Source organism: Streptomyces lasiicapitis (assembly GCF_014646335.1).
Lineage (GTDB): Bacteria > Actinomycetota > Actinomycetes > Streptomycetales > Streptomycetaceae > Streptomyces > Streptomyces lasiicapitis.
Window position 1 is genome coordinate 32,045 of the sequence record NZ_BMNG01000006.1, and the last position, 18,810, is coordinate 50,854.

General features: G+C 71.3%; 12 protein-coding genes. 8 read left to right on the plus strand and 4 right to left on the minus strand.

Annotation, left to right across the window (positions count from 1 at the left end; translation table 11 throughout):
* The first annotated feature begins 82 nt into the window (after positions 1–82).
* The 5 genes from IEY91_RS14305 to IEY91_RS14325 all read left to right on the plus strand — a co-directional run bounded on the left by IEY91_RS14305 (position 83) and on the right by IEY91_RS14325 (position 7,446).
* Entirely contained in the window at positions 83–883 is an 801-nt protein-coding gene (locus IEY91_RS14305; RefSeq protein WP_189174232.1) for a hypothetical protein, read from the plus strand.
* Between the two features lie 133 nt (positions 884–1,016).
* Positions 1,017–1,862, plus strand: a complete 846-nt coding sequence (locus IEY91_RS14310; protein WP_189174233.1) for a DegV family protein — start codon at positions 1,017–1,019, stop codon at positions 1,860–1,862.
* Positions 1,863–2,400: 538 nt separating this feature from the next.
* Positions 2,401–3,360, plus strand: coding sequence for a ComEA family DNA-binding protein (locus tag IEY91_RS14315; protein ID WP_189174234.1), 960 nt, complete (start codon positions 2,401–2,403; stop codon positions 3,358–3,360).
* Positions 3,357–6,431, plus strand: a complete 3,075-nt coding sequence (locus tag IEY91_RS14320) for a ComEC/Rec2 family competence protein (protein WP_189174235.1) — start codon at positions 3,357–3,359, stop codon at positions 6,429–6,431. The genes IEY91_RS14315 and IEY91_RS14320 overlap by 4 nt, the downstream gene beginning before the upstream one ends.
* Before the next feature lie 133 nt (positions 6,432–6,564).
* The gene (locus IEY91_RS14325) at positions 6,565–7,446 is read left to right on the plus strand and encodes a YceI family protein (protein ID WP_164325134.1); all 882 of its coding nucleotides are present in this window, start codon (positions 6,565–6,567) and stop codon (positions 7,444–7,446) included.
* A gap of 16 nt (positions 7,447–7,462) precedes the next feature.
* Here the strand turns inward: IEY91_RS14325 and IEY91_RS14330 are convergent, their stop codons facing one another.
* Entirely contained in the window at positions 7,463–7,708 is a 246-nt protein-coding gene (locus IEY91_RS14330) for a hypothetical protein (RefSeq protein ID WP_164325136.1), read from the minus strand.
* 136 nt (positions 7,709–7,844) lie between these two features.
* On the opposite strand from IEY91_RS14330, the gene holA reads away from it, so the two are divergent.
* On the plus strand, positions 7,845–8,831 hold the full coding sequence (gene holA / locus IEY91_RS14335; protein ID WP_189174236.1) for a DNA polymerase III subunit delta: 987 nt from the start codon (positions 7,845–7,847) through the stop codon (positions 8,829–8,831).
* A gap of 224 nt (positions 8,832–9,055) precedes the next feature.
* Here the strand turns inward: holA and rpsT are convergent, their stop codons facing one another.
* Positions 9,056–9,322 carry a 30S ribosomal protein S20 gene (gene rpsT, locus IEY91_RS14340; RefSeq protein WP_164325140.1) on the minus strand — a complete coding sequence of 89 codons (267 nt, stop codon included), beginning with the start codon at positions 9,320–9,322 and terminating at the stop codon, positions 9,056–9,058.
* Between the two features lie 232 nt (positions 9,323–9,554).
* Here rpsT and lepA point away from each other — a divergent pair, with 232 nt between their 5' ends.
* A complete protein-coding gene (gene lepA, locus IEY91_RS14345; RefSeq protein ID WP_164325142.1) occupies positions 9,555–11,420 on the plus strand; it encodes a translation elongation factor 4 in 1,866 nt (621 codons plus the stop codon).
* Positions 11,421–11,680: 260 nt separating this feature from the next.
* Entirely contained in the window at positions 11,681–13,570 is a 1,890-nt protein-coding gene (locus IEY91_RS14350; protein WP_164325144.1) for an AMP-dependent synthetase/ligase, read from the plus strand.
* Positions 13,571–13,630: 60 nt separating this feature from the next.
* Here the strand turns inward: IEY91_RS14350 and IEY91_RS14355 are convergent, their stop codons facing one another.
* Both IEY91_RS14355 and IEY91_RS14360 read right to left on the minus strand, forming a co-directional pair.
* Complete coding sequence (locus tag IEY91_RS14355; RefSeq protein ID WP_164325146.1) at positions 13,631–14,215, minus strand: response regulator; 585 nt, start codon at positions 14,213–14,215, stop codon at positions 13,631–13,633.
* Between the two features lie 13 nt (positions 14,216–14,228).
* Positions 14,229–18,374, minus strand: a complete 4,146-nt coding sequence (locus IEY91_RS14360) for a HAMP domain-containing hybrid sensor histidine kinase/response regulator (protein WP_189174467.1) — start codon at positions 18,372–18,374, stop codon at positions 14,229–14,231.
* Between the last annotated feature and the right edge of the window lie 436 nt (positions 18,375–18,810).

Genomic DNA, 18,810 nt, shown 5'->3' on the forward strand with positions numbered 1-18,810 from the left:
CAGTCCGCGTTGGCACACCGGCGCGCTGGGGCCGCCGCAGACCGAGCCGCACACCGATTCGCCGGGCCGAAGGAGAAGCATCGTGGAAGCCGTGATCGCAGTGGTCGCGCTGCTCTTCGTGCTGTTCCTGGCGGTGGGGGCGTATGCGACGGTCAAGGTGGTCGGTGCGGCCCGCCGAGGAGTGGACCGCACGATCACGCAGGCCCGCCGCACCGTGGAGGACACCACGCTGCGCGCGAGAACCCTCGCGCAGCCCGGCGCCGTCGGCGAGTTGGCCCAGCTCCGCCTCAAGCTGCGCACCTCGATGCGGGCCACCCAGGACTCGCTGCGCGCGGGCGTCGCCGAGGACTCCTCGCTGCACGAGTCCCTCGCGCTCTTCCAGCGCCTGAGCGCCCACGGCCACGAGCTGGACGACGACCTCAAGCGCCTGGAGCGCGAGCCCGACCGCATCGAGCTCAGCCAGCGCCTGCCCGCCCTGAAGGAGCGCACCGAACAGATCGTCAAGGCCGCCGACTCACTCCGCTGGGCGGCCCGCGACCGCGCGCACAAGTTCGCCGACGACGACCTGGACCTGCTCAGCGAGCAGATCGACATGGAGGCGGGCGCGCTGCGGCACTGGACGAAGGAGACCACCGACGACCAGCCCCTCACCTCCTGGTCCGACCCCAAGCCGACGGCCGGGACGGGCCAGGCGAAGAACGGCGCGAGCCCCGTGGCCGACCTGAACAAGCCCTCCCAGCCGACGCCGAAGCCGCAGGCGTCCGCCCGCGCGGAAGCCGCCGAGCGCGCCGCCCAGGAACCCACCCGCCAGGCCATCACCCCGCCGGCACCGCAGCCGACGTACCCCTGGCAGAAGAAGCCCAAGCCCGAGAGCACCACCTGACCCGCATGCCCCACCCTCGGCACCGGAGCCCGGCCCTCACGCGCCCGCGGCCTCGTCGGCGGGCGTGGGCCCCGTCCCCCGCGTGAAGGGGCCGGACTGCCGCACCGGGGTTCCTGCGGGTAATCTCCAGCTCATGTCCCGCCATGTCGCGATCGTCACCGATTCAACGGCCTACCTGCCGCAACGGACGATGGAGCGGCACGACATCACCGCGGTGCCGCTGACCGTGGTCCTCGGCAATCAGGCGCTCGAAGAGGGCACCGAGATCTCCGCCCGCTCCCTCGCCCTCGCCCTGCAGAAGCGCCGCCCCGTCACCACCTCGCGGCCCAGCCCCGAAGTCTTCGCGCGGACCTACCGCAAGGTCGCGGAGGCCGGCGCCACCGGCATCGTCTCGCTCCACCTGTCGGCCGAATTCTCCGGAACGTACGACGCCGCCGTCCTCGCCGCACGCGAGGCGCCGGTACCGGTGCGCGTCGTGGACACCGGCATGGTCGCGATGGCCCTCGGCTTCTGCGCGCTGGCCGCGGCCGAGACCGCGGAGGCGGGCGGCTCCATGGACGAAGCGGTGACGGCCGCCGAGAAGCGGGCCGCGGGCACGTCCGCGTACTTCTACGTCGACACCCTCGACTACCTCCGCCGCGGCGGCCGCATCGGCGCCGCCCAGGCCCTCCTCGGCTCCGCACTCGCCGTGAAACCACTGCTCTCGCTGGACGACGGCCGCATCGAGATGCTGGAGAAGGTACGCACGGCGTCGAAGGCGATCGCCCGCCTGGAGGAGATCGTGGTGGAGCGGGCCGGGGCGCACGAGGTGGACATCGCGGTGCACCATCTGGCCGCGCCCGAGCGCGCGACGGCCCTCGCGGATCGTCTGCGAGACCGCGTCCCGGGCTTGGCCGAGCTGCATGTCAGTGAGGTGGGCGCGGTGATTGGGGCGCATACGGGGCCTGGGTTGTTGGGGGCTGTGGTTTCGCCTCGTTGAGAGGCCTGGCAGGGTCTGGCCGGGGGCCTTTGAGGTGCCGGGGCCTGGCTCGCGGAGTGCTCTCGGCGTTCTGGTTCGGGGTCCGTGTCTCCTCGTATGGGTGACCGGGTTATCCACAACTGTTGGGTAATCCCCGGGAATTGGGCAAGATCAACAACTTCTCGCGGCGGTGCCTAGCGTTTTCCGCATGGCACTTCGATCAGCTTCACAGACGGCAGGTAGGGCCTCGGCGGCGTCGCGGGTGGCGGGCGCGGTTCCCGGGGGATCGGGCGCGGAACAGCGCGTCGCTGTAAGTCACTTGACGCATCGGCACGCTCGGAGGCGGGCCCGGCGTCGGCGCGCGGCGGCGGAAGCTATGCGGCTGCGGGCCGAGGCGCTGTTTACGGGGCCCGGTGCGGGGCCGCCTGGCGTGGGTGGGGTTGGTGAGCGGGGGCGTGTGCTGCCGCGTTCACCGACGGAGGGTGCGCTGCCGAGGGTCGGTATGCCGCCGGGGGCTGGTGGGCCTCCAACTCCTCGGCGGGGTCGGGGTGTTGGCGGCATGGGCGCTGGCGCGGGCGCGGGTGATGCGACGGGTGTGCGAGTGCGGGTGCCGCGTACGGGCGGTGTGGGGGCTCCGGCTGTGCCGGACGGGGCGGGTGCTGGGGACGGCGGGCCTGGTGCCGCTGCTCCGGCGGAGCCGTCGTGGCGGATGCGGGTCGGGCTCGCGGTGCGGGAGCGGCTGCCACTCTGGCTGCGGTCGCGGTGTGGCCTGGAGCGGCGGAGTGTCGTCGCCCTCGGCCTGGTCCTGATCGTGGCCGCGGTCTTCGCGGCGCAGCATTTCTGGACGGGACGGACGCAGCCGGTCCGGGCTCCGGATGTCGTGGGTGAGGCGGCGGGGCCGGGTGGGGAGGCGGGGCCGTCCCCTTCGCCCGGGGCGCCCCCGGACCCCGATGGAGGGTTGGTGGCGGGCGCGGCGGGTGACGCCGCCGGAGCGGGGAACGGCGCGGGTGCGGCGGCCGGCGGGGTCGTCGTGGACGTCAGGGGGAAGGTCCGTAGTCCCGGTGTGCAGCGGTTGCCCGCGGGCTCGCGTGTGGCCGACGCGCTGCGGGCGGCGGGCGGGGTGCGTCCCGGCACGAAGACGGACGGGCTCAACCGTGCCCGGTTGCTCATCGATGGTGAGCAGGTTGTGGTGGGTGGCCCTGTAGCGCCGGGGGCGGGGGCGGTCGGCGGTGCGGGTGCGGCGCCGGGATCGGGGGCGGGCTCCGGTGCGGGGCCTGCGGCCGGCGGTGCGGCGGCAGGGGCGGGCGGGGGCACCGGCGCGGCGGCCGGACCTGTGGGGCTCAACACCGCGACCGCTGAACAGCTCGACACCTTGCCGGGCGTGGGCCCGGTCCTGGCGCAGCACATCATCGACTACCGCACGGAGCACGGCGGTTTCCGTTCGGTGGACGAACTCCGCGAGGTGAACGGCATCGGGGAGAAGCGGTTCGCGGATCTGCAGAATCTCGTGAGGCCATGAGGGGCGCGGCAGGCCGGGCGGCGGTCGGCGGCCCCGCGGCAGTGGTCGGAAGGCTCGGTGTGGCGGACCCCCGGCAAGAGGGCCCGGTGGACCTCCGCCTGGTTCCGCCCGCTGTCGGGGCCTGGGCTGCGGCGGCCCTCGCGTTGACGGCTCCGCCTCGTCTGGTGGTCGGGGCGGTGGTGATCTGCGTGGTGGTGGCCGGAGTCCTCCTGGTGACGTGGACTGCGGGGAGGGGTGGGAGCGGGGGCGGGCAGGGCGGCACGGCCCCGGACGGTGCGGCTCGGAGGCGGGGTGGTTTCGCGTGGGGCCGCGTGAGTGTCGCCGCCGTGCTGCTCTGCGCCGCAGGGTCAGCAGCGTCCGCCGGACTGCACGGGGCGGATCTGCGCCGAGGCCCGGTCCCGGCGCTGGCCGAGCGGTACGCGGAGGTGACGGCGGAGGTGGAGGTGACGTCGGACCCGCGCCGCACCAGGCCCCGGGTGACCGGCGACCGCGCGGCACCGCCGTCCATCGTCCTGAACGGAGAGGTGGTCCGGGTGGTGGAGGCCGACGGTACGACGAGCGTGACCCGGGCGCCGGTTCTGGTCATCGTGAGAGAGGAGCCGAAGGAACGGGGTGAGTCGGGCGCGACCCGAGCCTTTACCCCGGCACTGGCCTCGGCGCCGTCCCCGTCTCCGCCTCCAGCCCCGTCTCCGCCTCCAGCCCCGGTTCCGGTCCCAGCCCCGGTTCCGGTCCCAGCCCCGGCCTTGGCCCCGGTCCCAGCCCCGGTCCCAGCCCCGGTCCCGGCCCCGGTCCCGGCCCCGGTCCCGGCCCCGGTCCCGGCGTCGGTCCCGGCGTCGGCCCTGGCTCCGGTCCCAGCCCCGGCGCGGGCCCCGGCCCCGGCCCTGGCCTCGATCCCGGTCCTGACCCCGGCCCCGGCCCCGACGACGACACCAGGGCCCGCGCCGGGACCCAACTGGCAGAGAAGTGCCCCCAGCCTCCCGGTGGGCGACGCGGCGGTCGGCCAGTCGGTGGCCCCGTCGGACGAGGAGGTCACCGCGCGGTCGCGGACGGACGGGGGCGCCGCCAAGGCAACGCACCCGCGTGGCTCGCCGTGGCTGGACCTGTTGCCGTCCACGAGGCTGCGGGTGCGGGGCAGTCTCGCGGCGCCGCTGACGGACGGCGAGCGGATCGCGGCGGTGTTGCGGGTGCCGGAGGGGCAGGAGCCGAAGGTGGTCGGGGCGCCGTCGGGGGTGCAGCGGTCGGCGGGGGAGTTGCGGGCGGGGCTGCGGGAGGCGACGGACGGGTTGCCGGACGACGCGCGGGCGCTGTTGCCGGGGCTGGTGATCGGCGACACCTCGCGGGTGCCGCCGGACCTGGACCAGGCGTTCCGGGCGACCGACCTCACACACTTGCTCGCGGTGAGCGGGGCCAACCTCACCATCGTGCTTGCGCTGCTCATCGGCCCGCCCGGCACGGCACACCGGGCGGAACGGCGGGGCCTTGCGCCCAGGTTGGGCATCCCGCTGCGGACGACCGCGCTGCTCGGCGGTGGCCTCACGCTCGGCTTCGTCGTGGTGTGCAGACCGGAGCCGAGCGTGCTGAGGGCGGCGGCGTGCGGCCTGATCGTGCTGCTGGCCATCGGTACCGGACGGCGCAGGTCGCTGCTGCCCGCGCTGGCGGCGGCGGTGCTGTTGCTGGTGTTGTACGACCCGTGGCTGTCGCGGAGTTACGGCTTCCTGCTGTCCGTCCTGGCGACGGGCGCGTTGCTCACGCTGGCGCCGAGGTGGAGTGCGGCGCTGCGTCGGCGCGGGGTTCCGGGGCGGGCGGCGGAGGCGCTGGCGGCCGCGGCGGCGGCGCAGGCGGTGTGTGCGCCGGTGGTGGCGGTGCTTGCGGCGCGGGTGAGTCTGGTGGCGGTGCCGTGCAATCTGCTGGCGGAGTTCGCGGTCGCGCCGGCCACGGTGCTGGGGTTCGCGGCGCTCGCGGTGGCTCCGGTGGGGATGCCGGTGGCCAAGGTGATCGCGTGGTGCGCGAGTTGGCCGGTCGGCTGGGTCGCGGGGATCGCGAGGGCGGGGGCGGCGCTGCCGGGGAACGGGATCGACTGGCCGGGCAGTTGGGGCGGGGCGTTGCTGCTGGCGGTCGTGACGGTGGTCGTCGTTCTCGCGTGCAGGAGGCTGGCCAGGCATCCGTGGCTGAGTGTGGGGTGCGTGCTGCTGCTCCTGCTGGTGATCGTCCAACCGCCGCCGCTCACCCGGGTCATCGTGGGCTGGCCGCCGCCGGACTGGCGGCTGGTGATGTGCGATGTGGGGCAGGGCGACGCGACCGTCCTCGCGGCGGGTGAGGGCGCCGGGGTGGTGGTCGACGCGGGTCCCGATCCTGTTCTGGTCGACCGGTGTCTGCGGTCGCTCGGGATCACGCGGGTGCCGCTCGTGGTGCTCACGCACTTTCACGCGGACCATGTGGCGGGGCTGCCGGGGGTGCTGCGCGGGCGGTCCGTGGGGGCGATTCAGACGACGGGGTTCCAGGAGCCGCAGGGGCAGGCCGAGTTCGTGCGGGGGCAGGCGGCCGCGCGGGGGATTCCGGTGACGCGGGCCGTGGCGGGGGAGCGGCGGCGTACGGGCGGGCTGGAGTGGCGGGTGCTCTGGCCGCAGTCCGCGCCGGCGGCGAGGCCGGAGGGACCGAACGATGCCAGCGTCACGCTGCTCGCGCGGATCGCGGGCCTCACCGTGCTCCTGCTCGGCGACCTCGAACCTCCCGCCCAGCGCGCCCTGTTGCGCACACCGATGGCCGCGGCGCTGCCGAGGGTGGATGTGCTGAAGGTCGCGCATCATGGTTCGGCCTACCAGGACCCGTTGCTGTTGCGACGGGCAGGACCGCGCCTGGCGCTGATCTCGTGCGGGGCGGACAACCCGTACGGGCACCCGTCGCCCCGGACGGTCGCGGCGCTGCGGGCCGGGGGCGCGCAGGTGGAGCGGACGGACAGGAGCGGCGCGATCGCGGTGACGGGAGGGCGACCGTCTCCTGGTTACGGTCGGTTACCCCCGAGTGAGGGCCTCGGGGTCGTGAAGTGGGGCGGAATGATTAATTCGGGTTAGTGGGGCAGCGGGGGCGGTGAGGGCATTTCCGCAACGTTCTTGGTGAAGTGGTCGCGTTTGCATCGAATGCCGCAACGGTGATCGAATGCCTCTTCGTTGCAGGTGTTGTCAAGGCCCGCGGGGGTGTGTCGCAGTGTTCGGCCGTTGGCTGGGAAACCGTTCGGGCCGGGGCGGGCGGTCCGGTCCGCTGTCGGCGATGGCGGTGCCGACCGGCGCGGGAGTGCTGAGCTGTCGGGTGCTCGACCCCGTCAACGAACCGGTGCGGCACGCGGAGCTGAGCGTCAGCGACGCCATGGGCCGCAAGATCGTCAGCGGTGGGACGGATCCGTTCGGGTCGTTCGTGGCGACGGTTCCGGCGGGGGAGTATCGGCTCGCGGTGTCGGCGGAGGGGTTCACTCCGTATCGGGCGAATGTCACGGTGGGTGATGGTGCGCACGCGTCGATGGGCGATGTGACGCTGCAGATCGCGCAGCTTCCGGCGCTGCCCGAGTCCGGGGACTGGGACATCGACCCGATGCACTCCTCGATCGGGTTCACGGCGCGGCACATCGGGCTTGCCCGGATCCACGGCCGGTTCAACACGTTCGCGGGGGCGATACGGCTGGCGGACCGGATGGAGGACTCCGCGATGCATGTCGTGATCGACGCGTCGTCCATCGACACGGCCGTGAAGATGCGTGACGACCATCTGCGGTCGGGCGACTTCCTGGATGTGGCGCGGTTTCCGACGATGGAGTTCTACAGCGACAAGTTCGTGCACAAGGGCGGCACGCGCTGGGCGATCACGGGGGCGCTTTCGCTGCACGGTGTGACGCGTACGGTCACGCTGGAGACGGAGTATCTCGGGGTCGGGCACGGCCTGGAGGGCGAGGCGCGGGCCGCGTGCCGGGCGACGACCGAGCTGCACCGGGACGACTTCACGATCACGTGGCAGACGATGCTCGCCCGGGGGATCGCGGCGGTGGGCGCCAGCATCACCATCGAGCTCGACATTCAGGTTCTGCCCAAGAGCTGAGCCCCGGACCCGGGGGCTACGGTGCCTCCAGCCAGCCCTCGAACTCGGCCGCCAGCGCGTCCAGTTCCTTCGGGTCGAGGCGCCGCTGCGGGTCCTCGACGACCACCAGCCACTGGGCGTCCTCGGCGTCGTCCTCGCCGGCCAGGGCGTCGCGGACGAGCTGGGGCTCTTCGGGGACGCCGAAGCGGTCGGGGAGTTCCTCGGCGAGTTGCTCGGCGGCGTCGCGGTCGGGCAGCACCAGGACATGTCGTACGTCGGTCACCTGGACATTCTCCGATACCGGCGAGCCCGGCCTGGCCCCGGCCCCGCATGCCGCCCGGCCCCGGCCCCACGCACTGCGCGCCCCGGCGCCGCCGGTCGCGTCGGGCTGTCAGTGGCGCGTGGGATGCTTGACCGCGATGGCCAGGAAGAACGCAAACGACAATCCGCTCGCTCCTGTCACGGTCGCCGTGGGGCAGGAGGATCTGCTGCTCGACCGCGCCGTGCAGGAGGTCGTCGCCGCGGCCCGCGCCGCGGACGCCGACACCGATGTGCGGGACCTCACGCCCGACCAGCTCGCGCCCGGCACGCTCGCCGAGCTGACCAGCCCGTCGCTGTTCGCCGAGCGCAAGGTCGTCGTCGTGCGCAACGCGCAGGATCTGTCGGCGGACACCGTCAAGGACGTGAAGGGGTATCTGGGCGCGCCCGTCGAGGAGATCACGCTCGTGCTGCTGCACGCGGGCGGGGCCAAGGGCAAGGGGCTGCTCGACGCCGCGCGCAAGGTGGGGGCGCGGGAGGTGGCCTGCCCGAAGATGACCAAGCCGGCGGATCGGCTCTCGTTCGTGCGGGGGGAGTTCCGAGGGCTCGGGCGGTCGGCCACGCCTGAGGCGTGCCAGGCGCTGGTCGACTCCATCGGCAGTGATCTGCGGGAGCTCGCCTCCGCCGCGGCGCAGCTCGTTGCGGACGTCGAGGGCACGATCGACGAGGCCGTCGTCGGGCGGTACTACACGGGGCGGGCCGAGGCCTCCAGTTTCACCGTGGCCGATAGGGCCGTGGAGGGGCGGGCGGCTGAGGCGCTCGAGGCGTTGCGGTGGTCGTTGGCCACCGGGGTGGCGCCCGTGATGATCACGTCCGCGTTGGCGCAGGGGGTGCGGGCCATCGGGAAGCTTTCCTCTGCCCGCGGGGGGCGGCCCGCCGATCTTGCCCGTGAGCTGGGGATGCCGCCCTGGAAGATCGATCGGGTGCGGCAGCAGATGCGGGGGTGGACCCCGGAGGGGGTTGCTGTCGCGCTTCGGGCCTGTGCGGAGGCTGACGCGGGCGTCAAGGGGGGCGGGGACGATCCCGCGTACGCGTTGGAGAAGGCCGTCGTCACCGTCGCCCGCGCGGCTCGGCTCCGCCGGGGGTAGGTCTCCCCTCGGGTTCGGGGGACTGGGGCTCCGCCCCCGGACCCCCGAACCCCAAAAACCCCGTACTCCATCCCGGGGAAGGGACAGCGCACGGGGTCTTCGGTTCAAGCTCTTGAAAGATCCACACCCGCGTGGCGAACGCAGATCGTGTGTGGATCGGGGGTGCCGGGCGGGAGCGGAAGAGAGAGGGCCCGCTCTGGTCCGTCCGGCGGTTACAGCATTGGTCAGCCCTGGAGGGTCGCGACCTTCGAAGCAAGCGCCGACTTCTTGTTGGCGGCCTGGTTCTTGTGGATGACGCCCTTCGAGACGGCCTTGTCCAGCTTGCGGCTGGCGTCGCGCAGCGCGACGGTGGCCTTCTCGGCGTCACCCGCGGTGATCGCCTCACGGGTCCTGCGGATCGACGTCTTGAGCGCGGACTTGGCCGCCTTGTTGCGCAGGCGCGCCTTCTCGTTGGTCTTGTTCCGCTTGATCTGGGACTTGATGTTCGCCACGAAAGAGCCTTCTCAGGTTCAGGTACTGCTGATTTCTCTGACATGTGCCTCGTGCCCGAGGGCTGACCCAAGGAACAAGAGAACTGTCCGAGGGCAGTGAGACACAGCTGCCCACGGTACCAGCCGCCCTCCGACCGGCCCAAACCGGTCCCTGCCTCCCACCCGTGGGACGATGGAGGCTACGTATCGATCCGACCCGAGGCATAAGGCGCCTCAAGAGACAGGACCCTGCGTGCCCGCGACCCCTAAGACTGTGCCCGAGCCGAGCCGTACCGACCCGGCTCTGATCCGCAATTTCTGCATCATCGCGCACATCGACCACGGCAAGTCCACGCTCGCCGACCGCATGCTGCAGCTCACCGGCGTGGTCGAGCAGCGGCAGATGCGTGCCCAGTATCTCGACCGCATGGACATCGAGCGCGAGCGCGGCATCACGATCAAGTCCCAGGCGGTGCGTCTGCCCTGGGCCCCGTCCGAGGGCCCCGACCAGGGCAAGACGCACATCCTGAACATGATCGACACCCCGGGTCACGTGGACTTCACCTATGAGGTCTCACGTTCGCTCGCGGCCTGCGAGGGCACGGTCCTCCTGGTCGACGCGGCCCAGGGCATCGAGGCGCAGACCCTCGCCAACCTGTATCTGGCGATGGAGAACGATCTCAAGATCGTTCCGGTGCTCAACAAGATCGACCTGCCGGCGGCCCAGCCGGAGAAGTTCTCCGAGGAGCTCGCCAACCTCATCGGCTGCGACCCCGACGACGTGCTGAAGGTCTCCGCGAAGACCGGGCTCGGCGTGGAGGCGCTGCTCGACAAGGTCGTGGCCGAGGTCCCGGCGCCGGTCGGCGTCAAGGACGCGCCCGCCCGCGCGATGATCTTCGACTCGGTCTATGACTCGTACCGGGGCGTGGTGACGTACGTACGAGTCGTCGACGGCCAGCTCAACAAGCGTGAGCGGATCCGGATGATGTCGACCGGCGCCACGCACGAGCTGCTCGAGATCGGCGTCTCGTCCCCCGAGATGACCCCGGCCGACGGCATCGGCGTCGGCGAGGTGGGCTACATCATCACCGGCGTGAAGGACGTCCGTCAGTCCAAGGTCGGTGACACGATCACCTCCCTGCACAAGGGCGCGACCGAGGCGCTCGGCGGCTACAAGGACCCCAAGCCGATGGTGTTCTCGGGTCTGTATCCGCTGGACGGCTCGGAGTACCCCGACCTGCGCGACGCCCTCGACAAGCTGCAGCTCAACGACGCCGCGCTCGTCTACGAGCCGGAGACCTCCGCCGCGCTCGGCTTCGGCTTCCGCGTCGGCTTCCTGGGGCTGCTGCACCTCGACGTGATCCGTGAGCGGCTCGAGCGCGAGTTCGGGCTCGACCTCATCGCCACCGCTCCGAACGTGGTCTACCGCGTGATCATGGAGGACGGCACCGAGCACACGGTCACCAACCCGAGCGAGTTCCCCGAGGGCAAGATCGACGAGGTGTACGAGCCCGTCGTACGCGCCACGATCCTCGCGCCCAGCGAGTTCATCGGCTCGATCATGGAGCTCTGCCAGACCCGCCGCGGCACGCTCCTCGGCATGGACTACCTCTCCGAGGACCGCGTCGAGATCCGCTACACGCTGCCGCTCGCGGAGATCGTCTTCGACTTCTTCGACCAGCTGAAGTCCAAGACCCGCGGCTATGCCTCGCTGGACTACGAGCCCACCGGCGAGCAGTCCGCCAGCCTCGTCAAGGTCGACATCCTGCTGCACGGCGACAAGGTCGACGCCTTCTCCGCCGTCACGCACAAGGACGCGGCGTACGCGTACGGCGTGCGGCTCGTGGCCAAGCTGCGCGAGCTCATCCCGCGGCAGGCCTTCGAGGTGCCCATCCAGGCCGCCATCGGCTCCCGGGTCATCGCCCGCGAGACCATTCGCGCCATCCGCAAGGACGTCCTCGCCAAGTGCTACGGCGGTGACATCTCGCGTAAGCGCAAGCTGCTCGAGAAGCAGAAGGAAGGCAAGAAGCGGATGAAGATGGTCGGCTCCGTGGAGGTCCCGCAGGAGGCCTTCATCGCGGTGCTGTCCAGCGACGAGGGCTCCGGCAAGAAGAAGTAGCCCCCGAGCGTCTTACGTGGAGCGCCCGTCCGGCCACCGGACGGGCGCTCCACGCGTTCACCCCGCGGAACCCGTGGGAAGTGACAGGCGGCAGCCCCTTACGCACATGGCGTCCGGCCTTTACTCTGATCTCTGCTCGTAGGTTACTCGCAAGTTAAACAAGTGCCCGGAGAGGCACGAGAGCGCAGGCCGCAGCCAGCAGAACGCAGCCAGCAGGACACCAGCCAGTAGGACGCACCGTCGCGGGCCCGGAGGATGTCGTGAGCGACACACAGACCTTGATCGAGAACCGACCGCCCTCCGTGGCGCACCTCTTCCTGGAGCGGGTCGCGGCCACACCCGACGCCGAGGCCTACCGCTATCCCGTCCCGGCGGCGTCCGGTCAGGGTCCTGACGACTGGAAGTCGCTGAGCTGGGCGGGCGCCGCCGAGCGGGTCTTCGCCATCGCGGCCGGCCTCATCGACCTGGGCCTGCGCCCCGAGGACCGGGTGGCTCTCGCCTCCGCGACCCGCGCCGAGTGGATCCTCGCCGACCTCGGCATCCTGTGCGCGGGCGCGGCCACCACGACCGTGTATCCGCAGACCAACGCCGAGGAGTCCGCGTTCATCCTCGGCGACTCCGGCAGCCGGGTCCTGATCGCCGACAACGCCGAGCAGCTGGCCAAGGCGCGCGAGCAGCGCGGGAACCTGCCCGAGCTGAAGCATGTCGTGGTCTTCGATGCCGAGGGTGTCGAGCCCGCGGCGGACGACCCCGAGGGCTGGGTCCTTACGCTCGCCGACCTGGAGGCCCGCGGCGCCGCCTATCTGGAGAAGAACCCGGAGGCGGTCAAGGAGCGCATCAAGGCGATCAAGTCCGATCACCTCGCGACGATCATCTATACGTCGGGGACGACGGGCCGCCCCAAGGGCGTGCGGCTCCCGCACGACAACTGGTCGTACATGGCCAAGGCCATCGCGGCGACCGGCCTTCTCACGTCCGAGGACGTGCAGTACCTGTGGCTGCCGCTCGCGCACGTCTTCGGCAAGGTGCTGACCAGCGGGCAGATCGAGCTCGGCCACGTCACCGCCGTGGACGGCCGCGTGGACAAGATCATCGAGAATCTTCCGGTGGTGCAGCCGACGTACATGGCCGCCGTGCCACGCATCTTCGAGAAGGTCTACAACGGCGTCGCGGCCAAGGCGCGGGCGGGCGGCGGCGCGAAGTACAAGATCTTCCAGTGGGCGGCCGAGGTCGCCCGCGAGTACGCGAAGACCAGTCAGGACAACTTCCGCCGGACCGGTGTCGCCTCGGTGCCGTTCGGGCTCGGCGCCAAGCACAAGGTCGCCGACAAGCTCGTCTACACCAAGCTGCGCGAGGCCTTCGGCGGGCGCCTGCGGGCCGCGGTGTCAGGATCGGCGGCGCTCGCGCCCGAGATCGGCTACTTCTTCGCGGGCGCCGGCATCCACATCCTGGAGGGCTACGGCCTCACCGAGACCTCCGCCGCGTCCTTCGTCAACCCCGGCGAGGCCTACCGCACCGGCACCGTCGGCAAGCCGCTGCCCGGCACCGAGGTGCGCATCGCGGACGACGGCGAGATCCTGCTGCGCGGCCCCGGCGTCATGGAGGGCTACCACGGCCAGCCCGAGAAGACCGCCGAGGTACTGGAGTCCGACGGCTGGTTCCACACCGGCGACATCGGCGAGCTGTCCCCCGACGGCTATCTGCGCATCACCGACCGCAAGAAGGACCTGATCAAGACCTCCGGCGGCAAGTACATCTCGCCCGCCGAGGTCGAGGGCCAGTTCAAGGGCGTCTGCCCGTACGTCTCCAACATCCTGGTGCACGGCGCCGACCGGAACTTCTGCACCGCGCTCATCTCCCTGGACGAGCCGTCCATCATGGCCTGGGCCGAGGAGAACGGGCTCGGCGGCAAGTCGTACGCCGCCGTCGTCGCGGACCCCGCCACGGTCACGCTGGTCGAGGGCTATGTGAAGGAGCTCAACGACGGACTGCAGCGCTGGCAGACCATCAAGAAGTTCAAGCTGCTCCCGCGCGACCTCGACGTGGAGCACGGCGAGCTGACGCCGAGCCTGAAGCTGAAGCGGCCCGTCGTGGAGCGCGCGTACAAGGGCCTGATCGAGGAGATGTACGCGGGCTCGCGCGAGGCCTGAGCCCCGCCTCTGCCGGACCGGGGCGCGCAAGGCATGATCGCGCGCCCGGCCGGGGCGCCCTCACCCGCCCCGGCCCCGCCGCATCTCCCCGAGCAGTTCCTCCATGTGCGTGACGTGGTGGCGCAGTTCGAGGACGTCCGTCAGGCTGCTCGCCGCCATGTGCCGCTCGATCGCGGCGAGCCGCTCGGCCAGCTCGTCGAACTGCTCGTGCTCGCGCGCCAGCATCCGCTCCAACTGCTGGTTCTTGCGGTGCAGTTCGAGGAAGACCGTGACCTTGGCGCGCAGCACCCAGGGGTCGAAGGGCTTGGTGAGGTAGTCCGCCGCGCCCGTCGCGTAGCCGCGGAAGGCATAGCCAGCGTCGTTGTCCGTGCCCGTCAGGAAGATGATGGGCACGTCCTTCGTCTGGTCCAGGCGCTTGATGTTGGACGCGGTCTCGAAGCCGTCCATGCCCGGCATCCGGACGTCGAGCAGGATTACGGCGAATCGCTGCCGCAGCAGTGCCTTCATCGCCTCCTCGCCGGAACGGGCCCGGACGAGAGGCTCGTTGAGGGAGCCAAGCACCGCCTCCAGGGCCATCAGGTTGTCCTCCATGTCGTCGACAAGGAGGATGCTGGCGCGGTTGTCGGTCGGCGCCTCTGTGCTCATGGTGACAAGTGCCTCACTCGGTGACTTCGGTGGACTCGGCGGACTGATCGGACTCAGTGCGCTCAATGAACTGAGTGGCTTCGTCGGGTTCGACGGACTCGGTGGAATCTTCGGACGCGGCAGCCGCCAGTTTGTAGGCCGCCGCGCCCTCGGGGTCCAGGAGCGCCGAGACGACGGTGAGGAGCTGGTCCACGTCCACCGGCTTCGGGACGTAGTCCGTGGCGCCCTGTGAGATGGCCTTCTCGCGGTCGCCGGGCATGGCCTTCGCGGTCAGCGCCACGATGGGCAGACCGGTCCAGCGGGGCGTGCGGCGGATGGCGGCGATGGTCTCGTACCCGTCCATCTCCGGCATCATGATGTCCATCAGGATCAGGTCGGTGTCGGGGTTGCGCTCCAGGGTCTCGATGCCCTCGCGGCCGTTCTCGGCGTAGAGCACCACCAGGCCCACGCGGCTGAGGACATGGGTCAGCGCGAAGACGTTGCGGATGTCGTCGTCGACGATGAGCACCCGGCGGCCCGGCAGGACCCGGCCCGCGCGCCCCTCCTTCCAGGTCTCCAGCTTGGCGGGCGCCGGCCAGTTGTCGTCGACCTCCGGCAGCGTGTGCGCGGCCATCGTGGTGGGCTCGTCCGGCGGGAGGGGCGTCGGCGCGATGCGCGCGGAGGCGTACGCCGCGGCCGCCGCGCCGTGTCCTGGGTGCACGACCGGAACGTACAGCGTGAAGGTGGAGCCGTCACCGGGCCTGCTCTCGGCGGTGATGCGGCCGCCGAGCAGTCCCGCGATCTCGCGGCTGATGGACAGGCCGAGCCCGGTGCCGCCGTACTTGCGGTTGGTGGTGCCGTCGACCTGCTGGAACGCCTCGAAGATCACCGGGAGTTGCTCCGGCGGGATGCCGATGCCGGTGTCCTGCACGGCGAAGCTGATCAGGTCGCCACGGTCGCTGAGCAGCGGGTCCGGGGACTGCGTGACGTGCTGCACGCGCAGCTCGACGCGGCCGTTGGAGGTGAACTTGACCGCGTTGGACAGCAGGTTGCGCAGGATCTGCTGGAGCCGCTGCTCGTCGGAGAACATCTCGCGCGGCACGTCGTGCCCGACCGTCACGTCGAAGGCGAGGCCCCGGTCGAGCGTGAGCGGGCGGAACGTGGCGTGCACATAGTCCAGGACCTTGATCAGCGGGAGCTTCTTGGGGCGTACGTCCATGCGGCCCGCCTCGATCTTCGACAGGTCGAGGATGTCGTTGATGAGCTGGAGCAGGTCGGACCCCGAACGGTGGATGGTGGTCGCGAACTGCACCTCCTGGTCGGAGAGATGGCTGTCGGGGTTGTCGGAGAGCAGCCGGGCCAGGATCAGCAGGGAGTTCAGCGGGGTGCGCAGCTCGTGCGACATGTTCGCGAGGAACTCCGACTTGTACTGCGAGGACGTGGCGAGCAGGGCCGCCTTCTCCTCCAGCTCGGCGTTCGAGCGGCGCAACTCGGCCTGCTGGCGCTGGAGTTCGTCGGAGCGCTCCTGCAACTGCGTGGCGAGCCGCTGGGACTCGCTGAGCAGCGACTCCGTACGGGAATTGGCGATGATGGTGTTGATGGCGACGCCGATGGTGTTCACGAACTGGTCGAAGAACGCCAGGTGGACGTCGGAGAAGCGGGAGAACGTGGCCAGCTCGATGACGCCGAGGAGCTTGTCCTCGAAGAGGATCGGGATGATGACGACGCTGGCCGGTGAGGCGTCCCCGAGGCCTGAGTGGATCTTGATGTAGTCGGGCGGGACCTCGTCGAGGAGGATGCGCTTCTTCTCCAGGGCGGCCTGGCGCACCAGGCCGTGCGCGGGCATGCCGCCGGTGTCGACGAGGAAGCCCTCCGCCTCGGTGGCGCTGCCCTGCGCCGAGCCGTAGCCCGCGATGAAGGCGAGGCCCTTGGCGGGCGAGGTCTGCAGCGGCACGGTGCCGTCGGCGTCCGGGTCGGCCAGGAAGAACGCGCCGTACCCCGCGTTCACCAGCGGCGTCAGCTCGCGCAGGATCAGGTCGGCGACCTCCATCAGGTCCCGGTGGCCCTGCATCAGGCCGGCGAGCCGGGCCAGGTTGGACTCCAGCCAGTCCTTGGCGCGGGTGGTCTCACGGAGGTTGGACACCATCAGGTTGATGTTGTCCTTCAGCTCGGCGACCTCGCCGCGCGTCTCGACGGTGATCGAGCGGGACATGTCGCCCTGCGCCACCGCGGAGGCGACCTCGGCGATCGCGCGGACCTGCGTGGTGAGGTTCAGCGCGAGCTCGTTCACGTTCGTGGTCAGGCGCTTCCACGTGCCGTACACGCCCTCGACGCGGGCCTGGCCGCCGAGCTGGCCCTCCGAGCCGACCTCGCGGGCGACGCGTGTCACCTCGGACGAGAAGGAGGACAGGGTGTCCACCATCGTGTTGATGGTGGTCTTCAGCTCCAGGATCTCGCCGCGCGCGTCCACGTCGATCTTCTTCGACAGGTCGCCCTGCGCCACGGCCGTCGCGACCTGCGCGATGTTGCGGACCTGCCCGGTGAGGTTGTCCGCCATGTAGTTGACGTTGTCGGTGAGGTCCTTCCAGACGCCCGATACGCCGAGCACCTGGGCCCGGCCGCCGAGCCGCCCGTCCGTGCCCACCTCACGCGCCACACGCGTGACTTCGTCCGCGAAGGCGCGCAGTTGCTCCACCATCGTGTTGACGGTGTCCTTCAGCTCCAGGATCTCGCCGCGCGCCGTCACCGTGATCATCTTGGACAGGTCGCCGTTGGCGACGGCGGTGGTGACCTGCGCGATGTTGCGCACCTGGGAGGTGAGGTTGGACGCCATGAAGTTGACGTTGTCCGTCAGCTCCTCCCAGACGCCGGACACGCCGCGCACCTGCGCCTGACCGCCGAGGTTGCCCTCGGTGCCGACCTCGCGGGCGACGCGGGTGACCTCGTCGGCGAAGGCGGAGAGCTGGTCGACCATCGTGTTGATCGTCGACTTCAGCTCCAGGATCTCGCCCTTCGCCTCCACGGTGATCTTCTTCGACAGATCGCCCTGGGCGACCGCCGTCGACACGAGGGCGATGTTGCGGACCTGCGAAGTGAGGTTGTCCGCCATGAAGTTGACGTTGTCGGTGAGGTCCTTCCAGACGCCCGATACGCCGCGTACGTGGGCGCGGCCGCCGAGGTTGCCCTCGGTGCCGACCTCGCGGGCGACGCGGGTGACCTCGTCGGCGAAGGCGGAGAGCTGGTCGACCATCGTGTTGACGGTGTCCTTGAGCTCCAGGATCTCGCCGCGGGCGTCCACGGTGATCTTCTGGCTCAGGTCGCCGTTGGCGACGGCGGTGGTGACCTGCGCGATGTTGCGCACCTGGGAGGTGAGGTTGGACGCCATGAAGTTGACGTTGTCGGTGAGGTCCTTCCACACCCCGGAGACACCCCGGGCCTGGGCGCGCCCGCCGAGCCGCCCCTCGGTGCCGACCTCGCGGGCCACTCGTGTCACCTCGGCGGCGAACGCGGAGAGCTGCTCGACCATCGTGTTGACGGTGAGCTTCAGTTCGAGCAGCTCGCCGGTGGCCTCGACGGTGACCGTGCGGGTCAGGTCGCCCTGCGCGACGGCCGTGGTGACCAGGGCGATGTCGCGCACCTGGGCGGTGAGGCGGGACGCCATCGTGTTGACGGCCTCCGTCACGTCGCGCCAGCTCCCGGAGAGGCCGCGGACCTTGGCGCGCCCGCCGAGCCGCCCCTCCGTGCCGACCTCGCGGGCCACCCGCGTCACTTCGCCCGTGAAGAGTGACAGCTGGTCGACCATCGTGTTGACGGCGCGGCCGAGCCGGCGCAGGTCGCCGCGCAGCTCCCGGGACCCGTCGTGCAGGTCGACGCGCTGGGTGAGGTCGCCGCCCGCGACGGCGTTCAGGACCCGGGTCGCATTGGTGGCGGGCGCGACGAGGGAGTCCAGGAGCGAGTTCACCTCGATGATCCGGGTGGCCCAACTGCCCTGCCCCGGGCTCGCCGTGAACCGCTCGTCGAGGCGGCCGTGGCGGACCATCTCGCGGCGTACGCGGATGAGTTCGTCGTCGAAGTGCGTGGAGCGGTCCACCAGTTCGTTGAACACGGTGACGAGCTCGGCCACCAGGCCGGAGCTGGTGTGCGGGGCCTTGGTGAAGTTGCCGTCGCGGGCGGCCCGCATGGCGGCGAGCAGGGCCCGCAGGTCGGCGGAGGACTCGGGGGTGGAGGCGACGGAGAGGGCACCGGACGGGGTGGTGGCCGACGCGCGGGCCCGCTCCCCGGCCGGGGGCGGGACCTTGGCGCGGGCGGAGGACGCGGAGGTGCGCGCGGCGGCGAGGGCCCGGCGGGCGGGAACCTTCGCCGCCGTACCCGACGGGGCGTCAAGTGCCGATATATCAGCGGCGATTGACGGTGACGGAGCGTCAAGACGGTCCGGACCCGGGGTCGGTGGCAGGGTGTCGGGCGGGGCGCCGCCGGGTGGCCGGATCGCGTCGGGTGCCACGGCTGCCCCGTCCGGCCGGCTGCGGCCGCCGGAATCCGCCGGAGCGGCCGGTGGGGGAAGTGGGCCGGGCGCCGGCGCGGCGCCCGGGGACGGAATCCGCGCGGGGCTCCCCGGA